We start from the raw sequence: 20,332 nt of genomic DNA on the forward strand, positions 1-20,332 counted from the left end.
AAGGTGTCCAATGAACACGTCACGCAGGGAATGGTTGGGCAAGGCAGGCGCGCTGATGCTGGGTAGCAGCATCGGCATGGTCCATCCCGTCATGGCGCAGACGGCGCGGACGGGGGCGGCGGCAGCCGGGGCGCGCGTCGTGCTGCTGGGGCAGTCGGTGCCGCTGACGGGCAGCGCCTCCGAGATCGGCAATGCCTTCGCCGCCGGCAGCCGCCTCGCGGTGAGCGCCTTCAACGACCGCAACGCGGCCAGCGGCCTGCAGCTCAAGCTGCTGCAGCTCGACGACGGCTACGACGCGGCGCGCGCGGCAGCCAACGCGCGCACCCTTCTGACCAACGACAAGGCCGACATGCTCTTCGGCTTCGTCGGCACGGCCAGCAGCGAGGCCGGCGCCAACGTCGCCACGCAGCAGGGCAGCCTGCTGTTCGCGCCATTCGCGGCCTCCGACACGCTGCGCGGCGCGGAGCACCAGAACGTGTTCCATGTACGCCCCGGCATGATCGACGAGGCCCTGAAGATCGTGAAGCAATGCGCCACCGTCGGGCAGACGCGCGTGGCGCTGGTGGGCGACGACGACGCCATGGGCCGCGCAGGCCTGGCGGCCGTGGAACAGGCCATCAGTGAACTCAAGCTCACGCCGCTGGTCGCGACCGCGCTGGTGCCCGCCAACGGCGACAAGCTCGACGCGGCGCTGAAGGAAGTGCAGAAGCAGTCGCCGCAGGCCATCGTGCTGGTGTCGCTCTCGGGCACCACGGCCAACGCCATTCGCAAGCTGCGCAAGAGCGGCTACGCGGGCAGCTTCATGGCCTTCTCCATCGTCGGTATCGACCCGCTCTACGCCGCGCTCGGCAAGGACATCGGCGGCATCGTGATCTCGCAGGTGGTGCCCTCGCCGCGGCCCTCGGCCATTCCGATCGTCAAGGAGTACCTCGCGGCCGTCGACAACTCCGACCAGACCGCTTCGTACGAGGGCCTGGAGGGCTTCATCGCGGCCAAGGCCGCCGGCGAGGCAGTGAAGCGAGCCGGCCGGGGCTTCAACACGGCCGCCCTCATGCGCGTGATGTCGGGCATGACCGACTACGACGTCGGTGGCTTTCGCATCAACCTGCGCCCGGGCCTGCGCGACAGCGTGCGCAACATCGACCTGATCAGCATCTCGGCCGACGGCCGGGTGCTGAGGTAGCCGGCCGCCTGCCCTCCTAGCCGGTGCTCACGAGCGCGCGCAGCGCGTCGAGCGAACGCAGTTCGATGCGCCCGTAGCCCAGCGAGAGCACACCCTCGGACGCCAGCGCGTTGAGCTCCTTCGATAGGGTCTGGCGCGTCACGCCGAGCATCATGGCCAATGCCTCCTGCGGCAGCTGCAGCTCGTGGCGCAGCTGCACCGACTGCGTGGCATCGCCGCGCGCAAGCACCAGCAGCCGGTGCGCCACGCGGGCACGCAGGCTGCGCAGAGTGGCATCCTCCGCGAGGCCGTAGAGCATGCGCACGCGCGCCGCCAGCATCGCGGCGATGGCGTTGGAGAACACCACGTCGCGCATCAGCACCGCGAAGGCCGCGGGCGGCACCACCAGCAGGTCGAGCGCCTCCAGCGCGGTGGCGTCGTGGGTGCGCGGCGAGCCGTCGATCAGCGTGATCTCGCCGAACCAGTTGCCCGGCTCCAGCACCGCGAGGATGGCCTCGCGCCCGTCCTGGCGCAGCGACGAGACCTTGATGGAGCCCGCCACCAGCCCGTAGAAGCCGCCATCCGTGGCGTGGATGGGATCGCCCTGGCGGAACACCATCGCGCCGCGGCGCACGTGGTGCAGTTCGGCCGCGCCCACCAGCGCCTCGCGTTGCGCGCGCGGCATGCTCAGGAACCACGGGTTGCCCTCCAGCGCGGCGCGGTGGGCGGCGGAAAGGCGCGGTTTCGCAGAAGCGGCCATGACGGGGGAATGACGGTGGAACGGGGGTTTACCAGAACCCTGCATTGTCAAATTCTTGACAGTTCATGGTCAAGCGCAGGCATACAGTGACCAGCTCCCCACAGGACACAAGAACGGAGACTCCGGCGATGAACGCACGCGCAAGTTTCAAGAGCATGCAGGAAAGCACGCGCGAAGACTGGCAGCTGATCGGTGGCGAATTCATGCAGTTCGCGGGCGGCCTGCCCGCACGCGTGATCAGGCACCTGCAGATCCTCGAAGGCGACTACGGCGGCTTCCCGGTCGACCGCTACACCCACTCGCTGCAGACCGCCACCCGCGCGCTGCGCGACGGCCGCGACGAGGAGTACGTGGTGTGCGCGCTGCTGCACGATATCGGCGACACGCTCGGCAGCTTCAACCACCCCGACATCGCCGCGGCCATCCTCAAGCCCTTCGTGAGCGAGGCCAACCACTGGATGGTGCAGAACCACGGCATCTTCCAGGGCCACTACTTCTTCCACCACATCGGCCTGGACCGCGACATGCGCGACAACTTCAAGGGCCATCCGCACTACGAGCGCACGGCCGAGTTCTGCGCGCTCTACGACAACCCCGCCTTCGACCCCAGGGCCGAGACGCTGCCCATCAGCGAGTTCGAACCCATGCTGCGCCGCGTGATGGCGCAGCCGAAGCAGAGCATCTACAAATCGGCGCTGCAGCCTGCTGCAGAGGCCGCCTGAAGTCGGACAGCCGAACGCAGAAGGAAGACAAAAGCTACGCAGAAGTCGCAGAGAAAACCAGAAACCATTTCCTGTTTTCCTTCTGCGACTTCTGCGTAACCTTCGCGACCTCTGCGTTCGGCTGCCCGCTTTCTCCTCCCTCAAAAGGACACCCCAACATGAACGCCTTCGCCCAACCCGAAATCCAGAAGCTCGTCTCCGCCGAGGAGTGGCAGCTTCGCGTCGACCTCGCCGCCTGCTACCGCCTCGTGGCGCTGCACGGCTGGAGCGACCTGGTCTTCACGCACATCAGCGCGCGCATTCCCGGCCCCGAACACCACTTCCTGATCAACCCCTACGGCCTGATGTTCGACGAGATCACCGCGTCGAGCCTGGTGAAGGTCGACCAGCAGTGCAACAAGGTCATCGACTCGCCCTACCCGGTGAACCCGGCGGGCTTCGTGATCCACAGCGCGGTGCACGCGGCGCGCGAAGACATCCAGTGCGTGCTGCACACCCACACCCGCGCCGGCATCGCCGTGAGCGCGCAGAAGAACGGCGTGCTGCCCATCAGCCAGCAATCGACCTTCGTGCTGGCCTCGCTGGCCTATCATGACTACGAGGGCGTGGCCTTCCGCGACGACGAGAAGCCGCGCCTGCAGGCCGACATGGGCAGCGCCAACTTCCTCATGCTGCGCAACCACGGCCTGCTGACCTGCGGCAAGACCATTGCCGACGCCTTTCTTTCGATGTACACCTTCGAGGCCACCTGCCAGATCCAGATCGCGGCGCAATCGGGCGGCGGCGAACTCACGCACGTGGACCCGCGCATCGTGGAAGGCGTGGGCCAGGCCATGAAGGTGCAGACCGGCGGCCTGGGCGGGCAGTTCGTCTGGCCGTCGCTGATCCGCAAGCTCGACCGCATCGACGACAGCTACAAGCAATAAGAGCTTCGTCGCTCCCGGTTTCCACGGCTGCCAGCGCCTGCGCGACAGGTGCCGGTGGCCATTTTTTTGTTCATCGCTCGCACCACGACAACTACAAGAAAAGCAAGAGCCAACGAGGAGACAAACCCCATGGACAGTACCGTCATCGTCACCCGCTTCCTGTTCGGCGCGCTCGCGCTGGTATTGTTCGGGCTCGGCCTCTCGCTTTCGCCCGCCGACTTCAAGAGGCTCTTCAAGCACCCAAAGGCCGTTGCCATAGCGCTCGCGCTGCAGGTGATCGGCCTGCCGCTGGCCTGCTACGCGATCATCGTGGGCTTCGGCCTGCCGCCGGTGTTCGCGGTCGGGCTGATGCTGCTGGCGGCCTCGCCGGGCGGCATCTCGGCCAACCTGTTCTCGCACCTGTTCGGCGGCAACGTGGCGATGAACATCTCGCTCACGGCCGTGAACACGCTGCTTTCCATCGTCACGCTGCCGCTCATCGCGAACTGGGCCATCGGCCATTTCGCGCAGGGCGGCCAGGTGGTGCCGCTGCAGACGCGCAAGCTGGTGGAGGTGATCGCCATCGTGCTGGTGCCGGTGGCGCTCGGCATGTTCGTCGCCTCGCGACGGCCCGGCTTCGCGGCGCGCATGGAAAAGCCCACCAAGATCTTCAGCGGCGTGGTGCTGGCGGTGGTGACGGTGCTGGCCATCGCCAACGAGTGGAAGACCATCACGACCACCTTCGCGCAGATCGGCGTGCCGGTGCTGCTGTTCAACCTGCTGAGCCTGCTGGCGGGCTACTACCTCAGCCGCGCCGCCGGGCTCGACAAGCCGCTGGCCACCGCCATCAGCTACGAGATCGGCATCCACAACTCCACGCTGGCGATCTTCATCGCGGTGAGCGTGCTGGGCAGCTTCCAGCTGGCGCTGCCGGCGGCCATCTACTCGGTGGTGATGTACATCACCGCCCCGCTCTTCGGATGGCTGCTGCTGCGCCGCCCGGCGCCGGCCACCGCGCCTGCGCGATGATCGGCGGATGGAACTCCGGCAACTGCGCTACTTCGTCAAGGTCTGCGAGCTTCGCAGCATGGGCCGCGCCGCGGTCGAACTGGGCGTCGTCACCTCGGCGCTGAGCCAGCAGATCAGCCGGCTCGAGGGCGAGCTGGCCACCCGGCTGCTGCAGCGCAGCTCCAGCGGCGTGGTGCCCACCGACGCCGGCGTGGCCTTCCTGCACCAGGCCCAGCTGGTGCTGCGCCATGCCGACGACGCGGTGCTCGCGGCGCAGCAGGCGCGGCTGTCGGGCCACGTGAGCGTGGGCCTCGCCCCCACCACCGCCACGGTGCTCGGCGTGCCGCTGATGCGAGCCATGCGAGAGCGCTACCCCGACGTACGCCTGCACATGGTCGAAGCGCTCTCGGGCCATCTCACCAGCATGCTGCAGGCCAGGCAGCTCGACCTTGCCGTGCTGTTCCAGACCGACACGCCACGGCGCTGGAGCGTGACGCCGCTCCTGGCCGAGAAGCTCTTCGTCATCGCATCGCCCGCGCTGGCGCAGCGCCCGACCGGGGCCCGCGTGCGGCTCGCGCAGCTGGCCGGGCTGCCGCTGATCCTGCCCAGCGGCAGTCACGGCCTGCGCGCCACGCTGATGGCCGCCTTCGCGCGGGCACGCATCGCGCCGAACATCGTGGCCGAGGTCGACGGTCTCGCGCTGCTGATGGACGCGGTGCGCGCGGGCCACGGCGCCACCATCCAGCCCGGCGCGGCCACCGCGCGGCACGACCGTGACGACCTTCAGCTCACCCAGATCGCCGACGCCCACGTGGGCCGCCGCAACCTGCTCGTGAGCCTGTCGGACGACGAACTCTCCCCCGCCGCGCTGGCCACGCGCGTGGTGGTGGCCGACACGGCACGCGCCCTGGTGCGCGAGGGCCGCTGGGCCGGCGCCAGTCTTCTCGAAACGTGAACACCCGTTGCCCGATCCGGCCTTTCGCGTGAAGGCCTGCGTGCCTAGAGTCTCCCGGTTCCCACGGAGACCCACGATTGACGGATGTTCTAGTTGTTGGCGGCGGCAATGCCGCGCTGTGCGCCGCGCTCATGGCACGCGAGGCTGGCGCATCGGTGCTGCTGCTCGAAGCCTCGCCCAAGGCCTGGCGCGGCGGCAATTCGCAGCACACGCGCAACCTGCGCTGCATGCACGATGCGCCGCAGGACGTGCTGGTCGATGCCTACCCTGAAGAGGAGTACTGGCAGGACCTGCTGAAGGTGACCGGCGGCCTCACCGACGAGCGCCTCGCGCGCCTGGTGATCCGCGCCTCGTCGAACTGCCGCGACTGGATGCGCAGCCACGGCGTGCACTTCCAGCCGCCTCTGTCGGGCGCGCTGCACGTGGCGCGCACCAACGCCTTCTTCATGGGTGGCGGCAAGGCGCTGGTGAACGCCTATTTCCGCAGCGCCGAAAGGCTCGGCGTGCGCATCCGCTACGACACGCCCGTGGCCTCGGTGGAACTCGACGGCGACCGCTTCGTGGCCGTGCGCACCGAAGCCGGCGAACGCATCGAAGCGAAGAGCTGCGTGCTGGCAGCCGGCGGCTTCGAATCGAACCGCGAGTGGCTGCGCGAAGCGTGGGGGCAGAACGAGCGCGGCGAGTGGCCGGCCGACAACTTCCTGATCCGCGGCACGCGCTTCAACCAGGGCGTGCTGCTCAGGCACATGATCGAAGCGGGCGCCGACAGCATCGGCGATCCGTCGCAAGGCCACATGGTAGCCATCGACGCGCGCGCGCCGCTGTACGACGGCGGCATCTGTACGCGCATAGACTGCGTGTCGCTGGGCGTGGTGGTCAACCGCGAAGCCAGGCGCTTCTACGACGAGGGCGAGGACTTCTGGCCCAAGCGCTACGCCATCTGGGGCCGGCTGGTGGCGCAGCAGCCTGGGCAGATCGCCTGGTCGGTCATCGATCAGAAGGCGGTCGGGCGCTTCATGCCACCGGTGTTTCCCGGCACGCAGGCCGCCACGCTCGGCGAGCTGGCGCGCAAGATCGGCCTGGACGAAACCACCTTCGTGCGCACCGTGGAGGACTACAACGCCGCCTGCCGCGTCGGCCGCTTCGACCACACCGCACTGGACGACTGCCACACCGAAGGCCTGGCCCCAGCCAAGACGCACTGGGCGCGCCCTATCGACACGGCACCCTTTCATGCCTATCCGCTGCGACCCGGCATCACCTTCACCTACCTGGGCCTGAAGGTGGACGAAACCGCGGCTGTCCGCTTCGGCGGCAGGCCCAGCCCCAACCTCTTCGTGGCCGGCGAGATGATGGCCGGCAACGTGCTCGGCAAAGGCTACACGGCGGGCGTCGGCATGAGCATCGGAACGGCCTTCGGCCGCATCGCGGGCACGCAGGCGGCGAAAGCCGCGCGGGCCTCCACGAAGAACGACAAGGAGGCCGCGCTTGCAGCAGCTCACTGACCTCGTCGCGCGCGCACGGGCCGATGCCGAGGGCACGCCCGCGCACCGCGTGATCCCCATCGCCCCCGCGCTGCCGCTGACCGCGGGCGAAGGCGAAGTCGCGCGCATCCTGCAGATCTGCAACGCCTGCCGCTATTGCGAAGGCTTCTGCGCCGTGTTCCCGGCCATGACGCGCCGGCTCGACTTCGGCAACAAGGCCGACACGCACTACCTCGCCAACCTCTGCCACAACTGCGGCGCCTGTCTGCATGCCTGCCAGTACGCGCCACCGCACGAGTTCGCGGTGAACGTGCCGCGGGCCATGGCGCAGGTCCGCATGCAAACGTACAGCGACTACGCCTGGCCGCGCGCCATGGGCATGCTGTACCGCAGGGCGGGCCTCACGGTAGCGCTCGCGCTGGCCGGCGGGCTGGCGCTCTTCCTGGTGTTGGCGGTGGCGCTCTCGGGCTCGCTGCTGCACGAGCCGATGGCGGGCGACTTCTACGCGATCTTTCCGCACAACCTGCTCGCGCTGGTGTTCGGGGCGGTGTTCCTCTTCGTGATGCTCGCGCTGGCCATGGGCGTGCGGCGCTTCTGGCGCGAGGTGTCGCCGGCGAACGACTCGCAGAACACGCCGGACCTGCCCGGCGTGCGCGGCCCCGCCGGCGCCGAAGCAGCGCGCGACGCGTTGCGCCTGAAGTATCTCGACGGCGGCCACGGCGAAGGTTGCAACAACGAGAGCGACCGCTTCACCCTGTGGCGCAGGCGCTTCCATCACTTCACCTTCTACGGCTTCATGCTGTGCTTCGCATCGACCTGCGTGGCGACGCTCTATCACTACCTGCTCGGCCTGCATGCGCCCTATGCGCTCACCAGCCTGCCGGTGCTGCTGGGCACGGCCGGCGGCATCGGCCTGCTGATCGGGCCGGCCGGCCTGCTGTGGCTGAACCTGCGGCGCGACCCGGCGCATGGCGACACCGCGCAGCGCCCGATGGACCGGGGCTTCATCGCCCTGCTGCTGCTCACCAGCCTCACCGGCCTCGCGCTGCTGGCCTGGCGCGACACCCGCTTCATGGCGCTGCTGCTGGCGGTGCACCTGGGCGTGGTGATGGCGCTGTTCCTCACGCTGCCCTACGGCAAGTTCGCGCACGGCGTCTTCCGCTGCGCCGCCCTGCTGAAGTTCGCCATCGAGAAACGACTGCCCGGCCGCCTGCGCCTGGGCGCCGACTGAACACCCACCCGCGAAGGAAAAGACCCATGACACAACAACCCGGCGTGCTCCGGATTCCATCGATGAAGGAGCGCTGCTCCGAAGCCGAATGGCAGGCCCGCGTCGACCTCGCCGCCTGCTACCGGCTGGTGGACCTCTACGGCATGTCCGACATGATGGCCAACCACATCTCCTCGCACGTGCCGGGCGAGAAAGGCGCCTTCCTCATCAACCCCTACGGGATGATGTACGAGGAGATCACCGCCTCCTGCCTCATCAAGGTCGACCAGGACGGCAACATCCTGTCGAAGCCCGACTTCGGCGAACTGGACTACGGCATCAACAAGGCCGGCTACGTGATCCACAGCGCGGTGCACGCCGCGCGGCCCGACGTGGCCTGCGTGATCCACACGCACAGCTGGGCGTCGATGGCGGTCTCGTCGCTCGAATGCGGCCTGCTGCCGCTCACGCAGACCGCCATGCGCTTCCTGAAGATCGGCTACCACGACTACCAGGGCGTGGTGCTGAACACCGAGGAGCAGGCCTCGCTGCTGGCCGACCTGGGCGAGAGCGAGGCGGTGATCTTCCGCAACCACGGCGCGCTGGTGGTGGGCCGCAGCGTGGGCGAGGCCTTCAACTGGATGCACCGGCTGGAGCTGGCCTGCCGCGCGCAGATCGGCGCGATGTCGTGCAACACGCCGCTAAAGGCGGTGCCGCAGAACATCCTGGAAGAGACCTGGAACAACTATCAGCCCGGCACGCGCCGGCCCTACGGGCTCATGGAATGGCCTGCGCTGCTGCGCAAGCTCGATCGCATGGACCCGGGCTTCCGCGACTGAGCCGCCACCGCTTCGCCCACTCCCACGAGGACACACAAGAATGACACGAGACAAGCCCCTTTCCTTCCTTTCCCGCAGGGCCGCCTTCGGCGCCGCCGCGCTGCTGTGCGCCGGCATCGGCATGCAGGCCGCCGCGCAATCGCCCTACCCCAGCAAGCCCGTGCGCGTGGTCGTCGCCTTCACGGCCGGCGGCACCACCGACATCCTCGCGCGCGCCGTGACGCAGCAGCTCTCGGAAAAGCTCGGCCAGCCTTTCGTCATCGACAACAAGCCCGGTGGCGGCGGCAACATCGGCACCGAGTTCGTGGTGCGCGCACCTGCCGACGGCTACACGCTGATCGTCAATTCGGTCGGCCCGATGGCCGTCAACCAGACGCTCTACAAGAACCTGCCCTACGACCCGCTCGCCGACCTCGTGCCGGTGGTGCAGATCGCCGACGTGCCCAACGTGCTGGTGGTCAACCCGGCGGTGCCCGCCAGGACGCTGGAGGAATTCATCGCCTACGCCAAGGCCAACCCGGGCAAGCTCAACTACGGCTCGACCGGCATCGGCACCTCCTCTCACCTGTCGAGCTACATGCTCGGCAAGCGCGTGGGCGCCGACATGCTGCATGTGCCCTACAAGGGCGCGAACGCGCTCAACGACCTGCTGGCGGGCCGGGTGCAGTTCATGTTCGCAACCATTCCCTCGGTCATCTCGCACATCAAGGCGGGCAAGCTGCGCGCCATCGCGGTGAGCAGCCAGAAGCGCTCGCGCTCGCTGCCCGACGTGCCGACCGTGGCCGAGAAGGGCTTCGCCGATTTCTCCGCCGGCTCGTGGTTCGGCTTCTTCGCGCCCAAGGGCACACCGGCCCCGGTGATCGCGCTGCTCAACAAGTCGGTGAACGACGCACTGCCGCCGCTGGAGGCGCAGATGATCCGCGAAGGCGCCGACCCGGTGGGCGGCACGCCCGAGCAGTTCGGCAAGTTCACGCGGCAGGAGTACGAGAAATGGAAGGCCATCGTGCGCGAATCGGGCGCGACCGCGGAATAGGCACCGGATGACGAACACCCCGCCACTGCGGATCCTGATGAGCCCGCAAGCCGCGGCGCAGACCGCACCCGGCCTGCAGGCCGCGCTCGACGGGCGCGCGCATCTGCTGGTGAGCCCCGGCGGCGATGCCGACGTCGCCTTCGTCTCGCGCGACGTCACCGGACTTTCGACCAAGCACGAGCTGCTGCCGCACACGCAGGCCTTTCACGACGCACTGCGCAATGCGCCATCGCTGCGCTGGGTGCATGCGCATTCGGCGGGCGCGGACCGGCCTGTGTACGGCGAGTTGCGAGCGCGCGGCGTGGAAGTAACGACCTCCTCCGGCGCCAACGCGAGCGTGGTGGTGCAGACCGCGCTGGCCGGCGTGCTGATGCTGGCGCGGCAGTTTCCGCAGCTGCTGGCCGCGCAGCGCGTGCATGCGTGGTCGCCGCTCCTGGGCAGCGGCCTGCCACGCGATCTTGCGGGGCAGACGGCGGTCATCGTCGGCTGGGGGCCCATCGGGCAAGGGCTGGGCGCGCTGCTTGCGGCGCTGGGCCTGCGCATCGTGTGCGTGCGCGGCAGCGAGGCGCCGGCGGCCGCTCCCGCGCACGAGAGCCTGAGCTACGAGCGGCTGCACACGGTGCTGCCGCGCGCCGATTGGCTGCTGCTCGCATGCCCGCTGAGCGAGCGCACGCGCGGCCTCGTCGGCGCGGCGGCGCTCGCACGCATGCATGCCGGCGCGCGGCTGGTGAATATGTCGCGCGGCGAGGTGGTCGACGAGCCGGCGCTGATCGATGCCTTGCGCGGCGGCGCGCTGTCTGGCGCGTATCTCGACGTGTTCGCGCACGAGCCGCTGTCGGCCGACTCGCCCTTGTGGGATTTGCCGAACGTCATCGTCACGCCCCACACCGCCGGCCATTCGGACGGCAACGAGGCGCGCGTGGCGGGCATCTTCCTCGACAACCTGCAGCGCTGGATGCGCGGCGAGCCGCTGCTCAACCGCGTGGCCTGAAACGGCCGCGATCTACTCCTCCCGGCATTCTGCCGAAGGAGAACCGACGCTCCCGCTCCTTTAGCCGACAGTGCCAAAACCCGCCATGGAAGGGCGGCTACTGTTATCTGCAGAATAGGAGCCCATGCACGTCCGATTCCCGCGCCATCCGGCGCGCTCTCTCGCCCCCGCCTGCGCCCTCCTCTCCCTCGCGCTCCTCCTGCCCTCCGCATCGGCCGCCCCCGATGCGTCAACGGCTGCCACGCCGCAGCCACAACAACAGGAGCAACCGCAGCAAGACGCCGAAGCCCGCATCGAAGTCCTGATCTCCCGCATGACGGTGCAGGAGAAAGCCGGCCAGCTCAGCCTGTACGGCCCGGCGGACATCGACACACCCAACAACCCGCAGGCCGGCTGGCGCAATGCGCAGCAGGAAACGGCAGACGTGCGCGCCGGCCGGCTCACGGGCCTGTTCAACAACGCGGGCCTCGAGGGCAAGCGGCGACTGCAGCAGATCGCGATCAAGGAGTCGCGGCTGGGCATTCCGCTGATCTTCGGCGCCGACGTGATCCACGGCTTTCGCACGATGTTCCCGATGCCGCTGGCCGAGGCTTCGAGCTGGGAGCCCGCGCTGGCCGAGCGCACGGCGCGCGCGGCGGCGGTGGAGGCCACTGCCGACGGCTTCCGCTGGACCTTCGCGCCGATGGTCGACATCGCACGCGATGCGCGCTGGGGCCGCGGCCTCGAAGGCGTGGGCGAGGACGTCTTCCTCGCGAAGCAGTTCGCGGCCGCTCGGGTTCGAGGCTTCCAGGGCACGGATCTTTCCCGGCCCGACTCGATGCTGGCCACGCCCAAGCACTTCGCGGCCTACGGCGCGGCCGAGGGCGGCCTGGACTACAACGTGAGCGACATCTCCGAGCGCACGCTGCGCGAGGTGTACCTGCCGCCGTTCCGCGCGGCGCTGGACGCGGGCGCGCTGTCGGTGATGAGCGCCTTCAACGAGATCGGCGGCGTGCCCTCCACCGCCAACCCGGCGCTGCTCACTGGCGTGCTGCGCGACGAATGGAAATTCCGTGGCTTCGTGGTCTCCGACTACACGGCCGACGAAGAACTGGTGGAGCACGGCTACGCCGCCAATCCGCGCGAGGCCGCCAAGCAGGCCTTCATGGCGGGCACCGACGTGAGCATGCAGAGCGGCCTGTACATGCGCTACCTGCCCGATCTCGTCGCCTCGGGCGAAGTGCCGATGTCGCGGCTCGACGAGGCCGTGCGCCGCGTGCTGCGCGTCAAGCAGAAGCTGGGCCTGTTCGACGACCCCATGCGCGGCCTCGACGGCCTGCCCGCCGCACAGCGCCCCGAGAACCCCGAATTCATCTCGCTGGCCCGCGAGAGCGCACGCCGCTCCATCGTGATGCTGAAGAACGAGCGCATGCTGCTGCCGCTGCCAAAGGCCGGCACGAAGATCGCGCTGATCGGCCCCTTCGCCGAGGGCACCATCGACCTGATGGGCGCCTGGAGCCTGTTCCCCGGACAGTCGGCGCCGGTGGGCATCGACCAGGGCCTGCGCAACGCGCTGGGCCCCAATTCGTCGGTGAACGTGGTGCGCGGCTCGGGCATCGAGTCGGCGCTGCCCGGTGGCATCGACGCGGCGGTGGCGGCCGCGCGCGATGCCGACGTGGTGCTGCTGGCCATCGGCGAGAGCCAGAAGATGTCGGGCGAGGCGCGCTCGCGCAGCGACATCGGCCTGCCGCAGGCGCAGCAGGACCTGGCCGAGGCGGTGGCCGCCACCGGCAAGCCGGTTGTCGTGCTGCTGAGCAACGGCCGCGCGATGGCGCTGAAGGGCGCGGTGCGCAATGCGCGCGCCATCCTCGTCACATGGTTCCTCGGCGTGCAGACCGGCAACGCGATCGCCGATGTCGTGTTCGGCGACTTCAATCCCTCGGGCCGGCTGCCGGTGAGCTTTCCGCAGACGGCCGGGCAGGTGCCTTACTACTATGGCCACAAGCGCACCGGCCGCCCCTCGCCCGAGAGCGCGCCCGGCACGGCCTTCAAGACGCGGTACGTCGACGCGACGAACGAGGCGCTCTACCCCTTCGGCCACGGCATCGGCTTTTCACCGGTGCGCTACGACAGCGTCGAGCTGAGCAGCGAACGCATGCCGCTGGCCGGCACGCTGCGCGTGCGCGCCACCGTCACCAATACCGGCTCGCGCGACGCGGAGGAAGTGGTGCAGCTCTACATCGCCGAGCGCGCCGCCAGCGTGACGCGGCCGGTGCGCGAGCTCAAGGGCTTCCGCAAGCTGGCGATCGCGCCGGGCGCATCGGAAACGGTCGAGTTCACGCTCACGGCCGACGACCTGTCGTTCATCGGCCGCGACATGAAGCCGACCGTGGAGCCCGGCGAGTTCGACCTGTGGGTGGCGCCTTCGGCCGCGGGCGGCATCCGCAAGCGCTTCGTGCTCACGCGGGATTGAAACCCGCCTGCACCGGGCCCCTATTCGCCCATCTATTCGCCCATCGCGTGCGCGACCGGCGAACCCGATGGGTTCGCCGATGCCACGGGCGGTGCCACCTGCGACTCCATCACCTCGGTCGGATGGATGCCGTTGTTCGCGCGAATCGCCTCGGCCTGCACCTGGGCGCGATCGGCCCCCGACACGCTCGGCGCGGGCTGCGATTCGGCGACCTCGGTCGCATGGACTCCGTTGTTCGCACGCGCGGCCTCGTCGGCCACCGCATCGCGCGATTGCGTCGAGTGCGAGATCTGCGGATAGTCCGGATCGGCCCGCCCGCCCGCATGCGCGAGCGATGCCAGCACCAGCGCGGGCCCGGTGGCGATGCACAGGGCAATGGTTCGAACTCTCATGGCTGTCTCCTTGTGAGTGATGACGGTGGATTCACTCTAGGACGCAGTACTTATGTGCCGCTGAGGGTCTGCTTAGGGTGCCGTGAGAGTTCGCTTAGGCGCGGATGAGCGCTTCTACGCGCGATCCGTTCGGCAAGCTGGTCAACATCCTCGCCCACACCTGACGCGCCCGGAGGCAGCGGGCGTCAGTCGAGCCCGTGGAAAGTGCTGTCGTCGGGCCCGATGTGCGAGGGCGGCGTCCACGCGGCGTCGCGCATCGAGCGGCTCACGAGCTTGTCCACGCCCAGCAGCGTGGCGAAGATGGCCATGCGCACCGGGATGCCGTTGTCGGTCTGGCGGAAGATGGCCAGGCGGGGGTCGTTGTTGAGGTCGACGCTGAGATCGTGCGAGCCCGGGCGGCTGTCGCGCGGCAGCGGGTGCATTACCACCACGTCGGGCTTGCACGCCGATTCGACCAGCGCGCGGTTGATCTCGAAGGCGTTGTCGAAGCCTTCCAGCACTTCGTCGTGGGCGAAGCGCTCCTTCTGGATGCGCGTGGCGTAGATGATGTCCGCGCCGGCCAGCCCCTGCGCCGGGGTGGCGGCGATCTCGACCACATGGCCGTTGCGGCTCACCGCATCGACGATCCCGGCGGGCATGGCCAGCGACGGCGGCGAGATCAGCGTGAACTTCAGGCCCTTGTACAGCGCCAGCAGCTTGATGAGCGAATGCACGGTGCGCCCGTATTTCAGGTCGCCGACCATCGCGACGTGCGCACCGTCCACCAGCTTGCCCAGCCGCGAGAACTCGCGCTGGATGGTGTACAGGTCGAGCAGTGCCTGGCTCGGATGTTCGCCCGGCCCGTCGCCGCCGTTGATGACGGGCACGTTGGTGGCGCGCGCGAACTCCGCCACGGAGCCCTGCTCCGGATGCCGCACCACGATGGCGTCGACATACCCGCTGATGACACGGCTGGTGTCGTAGATCGACTCGCCCTTGGCCATCGACGAGAAGGTGAAGCCGGTGGTGTCGCATACCGAGCCGCCCAGCCGGCAGAAAGCCGCGCCGAAGCTCACCCGGGTGCGCGTGCTGGCCTCGAAGAACAGGTTGGCCAGCACGGCCCCTTCGAGCACGCGGCTCACCTTGCGGCGGCGCGCGATGGGCTGCATCACGTCGGCCAGATGGAAGAGCTCGTCGATGGCGTCGCGGTTGAACTGGCTGACCGAGAGCAGGTGCAGCGAGCCCTCGACGGCCATCGACTTGCGCAACGCGCCTTCATGTGCGCTTTGCGTATATTCACCGCGCCGACCATCCGAAGCCAGGATTTCGCTGACGAAGCGCCGCGCGACCTCGGGCATGGCCCTGAATTCGTTGGATTCGTCGGGCAGCAGCCAGGCGTCGAGCGCCCTTCTGCGGCTTCCGATGCGTTCGGCGAAAGCGTCGCGCGTCATGTTGAGCTGACGCATCGCGTCGCGGAGGAGCACCTGTTGCGGCATGTTCATGAGTCGCAAATATATACTCATCGCGTATATTTTAGAAGCCCCAAGGTGAAACATGCGCCCATGAAAAAAGCGGGCCGATCGGCCCGCTTCTCGTCCTTGTCCATGCAGCCGCAGCAGCGGCCGATGTCGCCTGATTACAGGCCAGCCTGGCGCGTGAACGACACGCTGGGCTTCTTGTAGGCTTGCGGCACTTCGTCGCGATAGAACGCGCGGCGATCGAGGCTGGCGAGCGGGTCGTGCGCCTTGGCAACGGCCTCGGCCTGCACGGTCGCACGGTTGGCGGTAGAGGTGAAGCTCTGTGCACCGGCGGCGGAGGCATCGCTGTATTCGTTGCCGGCGCGGGCGGCGGCAGCGGCTTGCGGTGCGACTTCGGCACGGGTCACCGAGGAATTCACGACGTGCACGCCGTCATAGGTTTCTGCTTGTGCTCCGGCAGCAGCCAGGAGCGAGAGAGCAGCAGCGGCGAGGATCTTCGAGGCATTCATTTCAATCTCCTTCAGGGCAAACGGGTTGGTTGGTGAGGAGAAGTTTGATCCTGAATCGCCCCGAAAAACGCGTGCAAAAAGAACCGCGGCGTTCACGGGATTGAAACAATGCGGGCCTTGAAAAAGCGTCCCGCCGATACGGTCCGACGCCCTCAGTGGCTGATCATCCAGGGCCTTCGCGACGGTGCCGACTTCGCGCCATTGGGCGCGGTCATCGTTGCGCCGCGCTTCGACGAAGAGCCGCAGCAGCCGCACCCCGCGGGATGCCGCAGCCGCGCATAGTCGCGCGAACTCGTCGGCTCGTGCCGGGCGCGCTCGTTGGTTTCCATTGCGCGGCGCGTGCCCGTGGCCATCAGCGCGAGCCGGGGCGCGGCCGACAGCACGCGAGGCGACGCGCTGCCGCAGTCGGGGCATGCGGCCGGCTCGTCGCGCAGGCCCGAGGGCCGCAGCGCCTCGAAGCCGCCGCAATGCCCGCAGGCGTAGTCGTAGGTGGGCATGGCGGGTCTTTCTTCAATGTTCAGCGCAGGTCTGGCGACAGCGGCATGTCGATGCTGCCGTCGATGAACTTCACAGGGCCGGCGGCGCTGGGGTTGATGTCGAAGTCGAAGATGCCGGTAGGCAGCCACAGCGTGGCGCACGAGTTGGGCACGTCGACCACGCCACTGATGTGCCCCTGCACCGGCGCGGTGCCGAGGATCGAGTAGGCCTGCGCGCCCGAGTAGCCGAACTTCTTCAGGTACTCGATGGCGTTCAGGCAGGCCTGGCGGTAGGCCACGTTCACGTCGAGGTAATGCTGCTTGCCGCTCTCGTCGACCGAGATGCCCTCGAAGATCAGGTAGTCGTTGTACTGCGGCGTGATGGGGCTGGGCTTGAAGATCGGGTTCCTGATGCCGTACTTGGCCATGCCGCCCTTGATGAGCGAGACCTTCATGTGCACCCAGCCGGCCATCTCGATGGCGCCGCAGAAGGTGATCTCGCCGTCGCCCTGGCTGAAATGCAGGTCGCCCACGCTCAGGCCGGCGCCGTCCACGTACACCGGAAAGAACACCTTGGAGCCGCGCGACAGGTCCTTGATGTCGCAGTTGCCGCCATGTTCGCGCGGCGGCACGGTGCGCGCGCCTTCGGCCGCGGCCTTCGCCCTCGCCTCGCCGGTCATCTTGCCCATGTGGGCCGTGCCCGCAAAAGGCGGATTGGCCAGGCCGGGCACGCGCTCGGGGTCGGTGGCAATCAGCGCCTTCTCGCGCTCGTTCCACATGTCGAGCATGGGCTTGTCGGGCAGGCAGCCGATCAGGCCTGGGTGGATGAGGCCCGCGAAGTTCACGCCGGGCACGTGGCGCGAGCTGGTGAACATGCCCTTGAAGTCCCAGATCGATTTCTGCGCTTCGGGGAAATGGTCGGTGAGGAAGCCGCCGCCATTCTTCTTCGAGAAGAAGCCGTTGAAGCCCCAGAGGCTGTCCTGCTTGGCGCCGATGTCCAGCAGGTCGACCACCAGCAGGTCGCCGGGCTCGGCACCCTTCACGCCCACCGGGCCGGAGAGGTAGTGCACCGTGCTCAGGTCGATGTCGCGCACGTCGTCGGCGCTGTCGTTGTTCTTGATGAAGCCGCCGGTCCAGTCGAAGGTCTCCAGGATGAAGTCGTCGCCCGGGTTGACCCAGCAGGCCATCGGGATGTCCGGATGCCAGCGGTTGTGGATCATCTCGTTCTCAGTGGGCGGCTTGGTCAGGTCGACCTTGATCAGCGTGTCCGTCATTTGCAGTGGCTCCTGGGGTTGTGGTTAAACAGAGAGGTAGGCTTTGATGCGGTCGACATCGGTCTTGTCGCGCGCCGTCTCGTGCACGAGGCGCCCGCCCTCGATCACGAAGAGCCGGTCGGCCACGTCCATCGCGAAGCTCAGCACCTGCTCGGACACCACGATGGTGATGCCGCGCAGCTTGCGGATCTCGTTGAGCGCCTTCGCGATGTCCTTGATGATCGAAGGCTGGATGCCTTCGGTGGGTTCGTCCAGCAGCAGCACCTTGGGGTCTGTGACGAGCGCGCGCGCAATGGCGAGCTGCTGCTGCTGGCCGCCCGAGAGGTTGCCGCCCTTGCGGCTCTTCATGTCCCACAGCACGGGGAAGAGCGCGTAGATTTCTTCCGGGATGCGCCGTGTCTTCGAGTTCTCCAGGCCGGTCTGGATGTTCTCCTCCACCGTCAGCGTCGGGAAGATCATCCGCCCCTGCGGCACGTAGGCGATTCCCTTGGCCACGCGGCGGAAGCTCTCGTCGCGCGACACGTCCTGCCCCGCCACCTCGATGCGCCCGCTCCTCAGCGGCAGCACGCCCATCAGGCTCTTGAACAGCGTGGTCTTGCCCATGCCGTTGCGGCCCATGATGGCGACGGTCTCGTTGGCATGGCCGTCGAACGAGATGCCGTGCAGCGCCTCGCTCTGGCCGTAGGCGACGTGCAGGTCCTCGACCTTCAGGTTGATGTTGCTCATGTCAGTGGCCCAGGTAGACGTCGATGACCTTCGGGTCGGCCTGCACCTTCTCCATCGGCCCTTCGGCGAGGATCTTTCCCTGGTGCATCACCGTGACCTTGTGCGCGATCTGTTTCACGAAGGCCATGTCGTGCTCGATGACGATCACGGCGCGGTTCTGGCAGATGCGCTTGAGCAGCTCGGCGGTGAGCTCGCGTTCGCGCGCGCTCATGCCGGCGATGGGCTCGTCGAGCATCAGCAGTTCGGGCTCCTGCATCAGCAGCATGCCGATTTCGAGCCACTGCTTCTGGCCGTGGCTCAGCAGGCCGGCCTCGGTGTCGAGCCTGTCGGCCAGGCCGATCTCGCCGGCCACCGCCTGCACCCTGGCCTTGACCTCGTCGTCGCACTTGAAGGCGAGCGCGCCGAACACCGAACGCCCCTTGGGAAACGACACCTCCAGGTTCTGGAACACGCTGAGGTTCTCGTAGATGGAAGGCGTCTGGAACTTGCGTCCGATGCCCAGCCGCACGCGCTTGTGCTCGGCCATCTTCGTGAGTTCGGTGTTCCTGAACTTGATGCTGCCGGCGCTGGCGCGCGTCTTGCCGCAGATCAGGTCCAGCAGCGTGGTCTTGCCCGCGCCGTTGGGGCCGATGATCACGCGCAGCTCGTTGCGGTCGATGTACAGCGTCAGGTCGTCGATGGCCTTGAAACCGTCGAAGGAGACGGTGAGGTCTTCCACTGCGAGCGCGAAGTCGGTATTGCTCATGAGGTTGCTCCGCGTGTGTTCAGGCGCGCTGGCTGCCGATGCCTTCGGGCAGCGCGGGCTCGACGGGCTGTGCTGCGGGCGTTGCCGATACGGTTGGTGCCGGCGGCTTGACGGCCGCGTCGCGCAATGCCTGCCGGCGCGACTTCCACCACGGGCGGATCTTTTCTTCCCACACGCCCGCGAGCCCCATGGGGAAGGCCATGGTCACGCCGATGAAGAGCGCCGCCATCAGGAACAGCCACAGGTCCGGAAAGCTCTCGGAGAACAGCGTCTTGCCCGCATTCACCAGCAGCGCGCCGTAAACCGCCCCCACCAGGCTCATGCGGCCGCCGACCGCGCAGAAGATCACCATCTCGATGGACGGCACGATGCCCACGAAGCTCGGCGACATGAAGCCCACCTGCAGCGCGAACATCGCGCCGCCGATGCCCGAGAGCCCCGCGGCCAGGCAGAAGATGAAGACCTTGAAGTTCGACACGTCGTAGCCCGAGAAGCGCACGCGGTCTTCCTTGTCGCGCATGGCCAGCAGCAGCGTGCCCAGCTTGCTGGTCTGGATCCAGCGGCACAGCAGGATGCTGCCCACCAGCAGGGCCACGCAGACGTAGTAGAGGACGTACTTGGCGCCGTCGGTGCGCGTGTCCCAGCCCAGCAGGGTCTTCAGGTCGGTCATGCCGTTCACGCCGCCGGTGTAGCCCTGCTGGCCGATGATGAGCACCGTGCAGATCAGCGCCACCGCCTGCGTGATGATCGCGAAGTACACCCCGCCCACGCGGCGCTTGAACATCGCGAAGCTGATGAGCCAGGCCAGCGCCATCGGCGCCAGCACCACCAGCGCGAGGCTCAGCGGCAGGCTCTTGAACGGCAGCCACAGCGTGGGCAGCTCGGTGATCTGGTTCCAGTCCATGAAGTCCGGAATGCCCGGCGTGGTCTGGATTTTGGTGGAGACCGGGTCGGAAGCCTCCAGCTTGAGAAACATCGCCATCGCATACCCGCCGATGCCGAAGAACACCCCCTGCCCCAGGCTCAGCACGCCGCCGTAGCCCCACACCATGACGAGGCCCACGGCCACGAAGGCATAGGTGAGGTACTTGCCCACGAGGTTGAGGCGGAAGATGTCGAGCGACAGCGGCAGAACCACCGCGAGCAGCAGCACCAGCAGCAGGAGGCTGCCCAGCTGGTAGCGCTGGATCGAGGCCTTGATGAAATTCATCGGAACGTTCTCCAGGAAGGAA

General features: G+C 67.9%; 20 protein-coding genes. 11 read left to right on the plus strand and 9 right to left on the minus strand.

The annotated features are described in order from the left end of the window. Window positions 1-10: 10 nt before the first annotated feature. Window positions 11-1,183, plus strand: coding sequence for an ABC transporter substrate-binding protein (locus ABL838_RS17815; RefSeq protein WP_418121332.1), 1,173 nt, complete (start codon window positions 11-13; stop codon window positions 1,181-1,183). Between the two features lie 16 nt (window positions 1,184-1,199). Here the strand turns inward: ABL838_RS17815 and ABL838_RS17820 are convergent, their stop codons facing one another. Next, complete coding sequence (locus tag ABL838_RS17820) at window positions 1,200-1,922, minus strand: Crp/Fnr family transcriptional regulator (protein ID WP_418121333.1); 723 nt, start codon at window positions 1,920-1,922, stop codon at window positions 1,200-1,202. A gap of 128 nt (window positions 1,923-2,050) precedes the next feature. On the opposite strand from ABL838_RS17820, the gene ABL838_RS17825 reads away from it, so the two are divergent. The 10 genes from ABL838_RS17825 to ABL838_RS17870 all read left to right on the plus strand — a co-directional run bounded on the left by ABL838_RS17825 (window position 2,051) and on the right by ABL838_RS17870 (window position 13,521). After that, window positions 2,051-2,644: an HD domain-containing protein gene (locus ABL838_RS17825; RefSeq protein WP_369661929.1), complete on the plus strand. Its 594-nt coding sequence runs from the start codon at window positions 2,051-2,053 to the stop codon at window positions 2,642-2,644. Window positions 2,645-2,802: 158 nt separating this feature from the next. After that, entirely contained in the window at window positions 2,803-3,570 is a 768-nt protein-coding gene (locus tag ABL838_RS17830; RefSeq protein WP_126022123.1) for a class II aldolase/adducin family protein, read from the plus strand. Window positions 3,571-3,699: 129 nt separating this feature from the next. Further along, window positions 3,700-4,578 (plus strand): bile acid:sodium symporter family protein, encoded by an 879-nt coding sequence (locus ABL838_RS17835; RefSeq protein WP_418121334.1) that lies wholly within the window; start codon window positions 3,700-3,702, stop codon window positions 4,576-4,578. 7 nt (window positions 4,579-4,585) lie between these two features. Next, on the plus strand, window positions 4,586-5,512 hold the full coding sequence (locus ABL838_RS17840; protein ID WP_418121335.1) for a LysR substrate-binding domain-containing protein: 927 nt from the start codon (window positions 4,586-4,588) through the stop codon (window positions 5,510-5,512). 77 nt (window positions 5,513-5,589) lie between these two features. Beyond that, on the plus strand, window positions 5,590-7,017 hold the full coding sequence (gene tcuA, locus ABL838_RS17845; RefSeq protein WP_418121336.1) for an FAD-dependent tricarballylate dehydrogenase TcuA: 1,428 nt from the start codon (window positions 5,590-5,592) through the stop codon (window positions 7,015-7,017). Beyond that, window positions 7,001-8,227 carry a tricarballylate utilization 4Fe-4S protein TcuB gene (gene tcuB, locus ABL838_RS17850; protein ID WP_418121337.1) on the plus strand — a complete coding sequence of 409 codons (1,227 nt, stop codon included), beginning with the start codon at window positions 7,001-7,003 and terminating at the stop codon, window positions 8,225-8,227. Before tcuA ends, tcuB begins: the two co-directional genes overlap by 17 nt. Window positions 8,228-8,253: 26 nt before the next feature. Further along, entirely contained in the window at window positions 8,254-9,045 is a 792-nt protein-coding gene (locus ABL838_RS17855) for a class II aldolase/adducin family protein (protein ID WP_418121338.1), read from the plus strand. 40 nt (window positions 9,046-9,085) lie between these two features. Further along, window positions 9,086-10,078 carry a Bug family tripartite tricarboxylate transporter substrate binding protein gene (locus tag ABL838_RS17860; protein ID WP_418116728.1) on the plus strand — a complete coding sequence of 331 codons (993 nt, stop codon included), beginning with the start codon at window positions 9,086-9,088 and terminating at the stop codon, window positions 10,076-10,078. Between the two features lie 7 nt (window positions 10,079-10,085). Beyond that, window positions 10,086-11,069 carry a D-2-hydroxyacid dehydrogenase gene (locus ABL838_RS17865; RefSeq protein ID WP_418121339.1) on the plus strand — a complete coding sequence of 328 codons (984 nt, stop codon included), beginning with the start codon at window positions 10,086-10,088 and terminating at the stop codon, window positions 11,067-11,069. Between the two features lie 124 nt (window positions 11,070-11,193). Continuing rightward, window positions 11,194-13,521, plus strand: a complete 2,328-nt coding sequence (locus ABL838_RS17870) for a glycoside hydrolase family 3 N-terminal domain-containing protein (RefSeq protein ID WP_418121340.1) — start codon at window positions 11,194-11,196, stop codon at window positions 13,519-13,521. Between the two features lie 32 nt (window positions 13,522-13,553). Here the strand turns inward: ABL838_RS17870 and ABL838_RS17875 are convergent, their stop codons facing one another. The 8 genes from ABL838_RS17875 to urtC all read right to left on the minus strand — a co-directional run bounded on the left by ABL838_RS17875 (window position 13,554) and on the right by urtC (window position 20,310). Continuing rightward, a complete protein-coding gene (locus ABL838_RS17875; protein WP_369661921.1) occupies window positions 13,554-13,913 on the minus strand; it encodes a hypothetical protein in 360 nt (119 codons plus the stop codon). A 185-nt stretch (window positions 13,914-14,098) separates the two neighbouring features. Further along, a complete protein-coding gene (locus tag ABL838_RS17880; protein WP_418121341.1) occupies window positions 14,099-15,394 on the minus strand; it encodes an aspartate carbamoyltransferase in 1,296 nt (431 codons plus the stop codon). A gap of 134 nt (window positions 15,395-15,528) precedes the next feature. Continuing rightward, window positions 15,529-15,879 carry an alpha/beta hydrolase gene (locus ABL838_RS17885; RefSeq protein WP_126022109.1) on the minus strand — a complete coding sequence of 117 codons (351 nt, stop codon included), beginning with the start codon at window positions 15,877-15,879 and terminating at the stop codon, window positions 15,529-15,531. 152 nt (window positions 15,880-16,031) lie between these two features. After that, window positions 16,032-16,376 (minus strand): zinc ribbon domain-containing protein, encoded by a 345-nt coding sequence (locus ABL838_RS17890; protein ID WP_126022108.1) that lies wholly within the window; start codon window positions 16,374-16,376, stop codon window positions 16,032-16,034. Between the two features lie 20 nt (window positions 16,377-16,396). Next, entirely contained in the window at window positions 16,397-17,629 is a 1,233-nt protein-coding gene (gene fmdA, locus ABL838_RS17895; RefSeq protein ID WP_369661917.1) for a formamidase, read from the minus strand. Between the two features lie 24 nt (window positions 17,630-17,653). Then, window positions 17,654-18,355, minus strand: a complete 702-nt coding sequence (urtE, locus tag ABL838_RS17900; RefSeq protein ID WP_126022106.1) for an urea ABC transporter ATP-binding subunit UrtE — start codon at window positions 18,353-18,355, stop codon at window positions 17,654-17,656. Window position 18,356: 1 nt separating this feature from the next. Beyond that, window positions 18,357-19,100: an urea ABC transporter ATP-binding protein UrtD gene (gene urtD, locus ABL838_RS17905; protein WP_126022105.1), complete on the minus strand. Its 744-nt coding sequence runs from the start codon at window positions 19,098-19,100 to the stop codon at window positions 18,357-18,359. Window positions 19,101-19,119: 19 nt separating this feature from the next. Next, window positions 19,120-20,310 carry an urea ABC transporter permease subunit UrtC gene (gene urtC / locus ABL838_RS17910; RefSeq protein ID WP_418121342.1) on the minus strand — a complete coding sequence of 397 codons (1,191 nt, stop codon included), beginning with the start codon at window positions 20,308-20,310 and terminating at the stop codon, window positions 19,120-19,122. Window positions 20,311-20,332: the final 22 nt, after the last annotated feature.

It is taken from the genome of Variovorax sp. 160MFSha2.1, from assembly GCF_048305075.1.
Lineage (GTDB): Bacteria > Pseudomonadota > Gammaproteobacteria > Burkholderiales > Burkholderiaceae_C > Variovorax > Variovorax guangxiensis.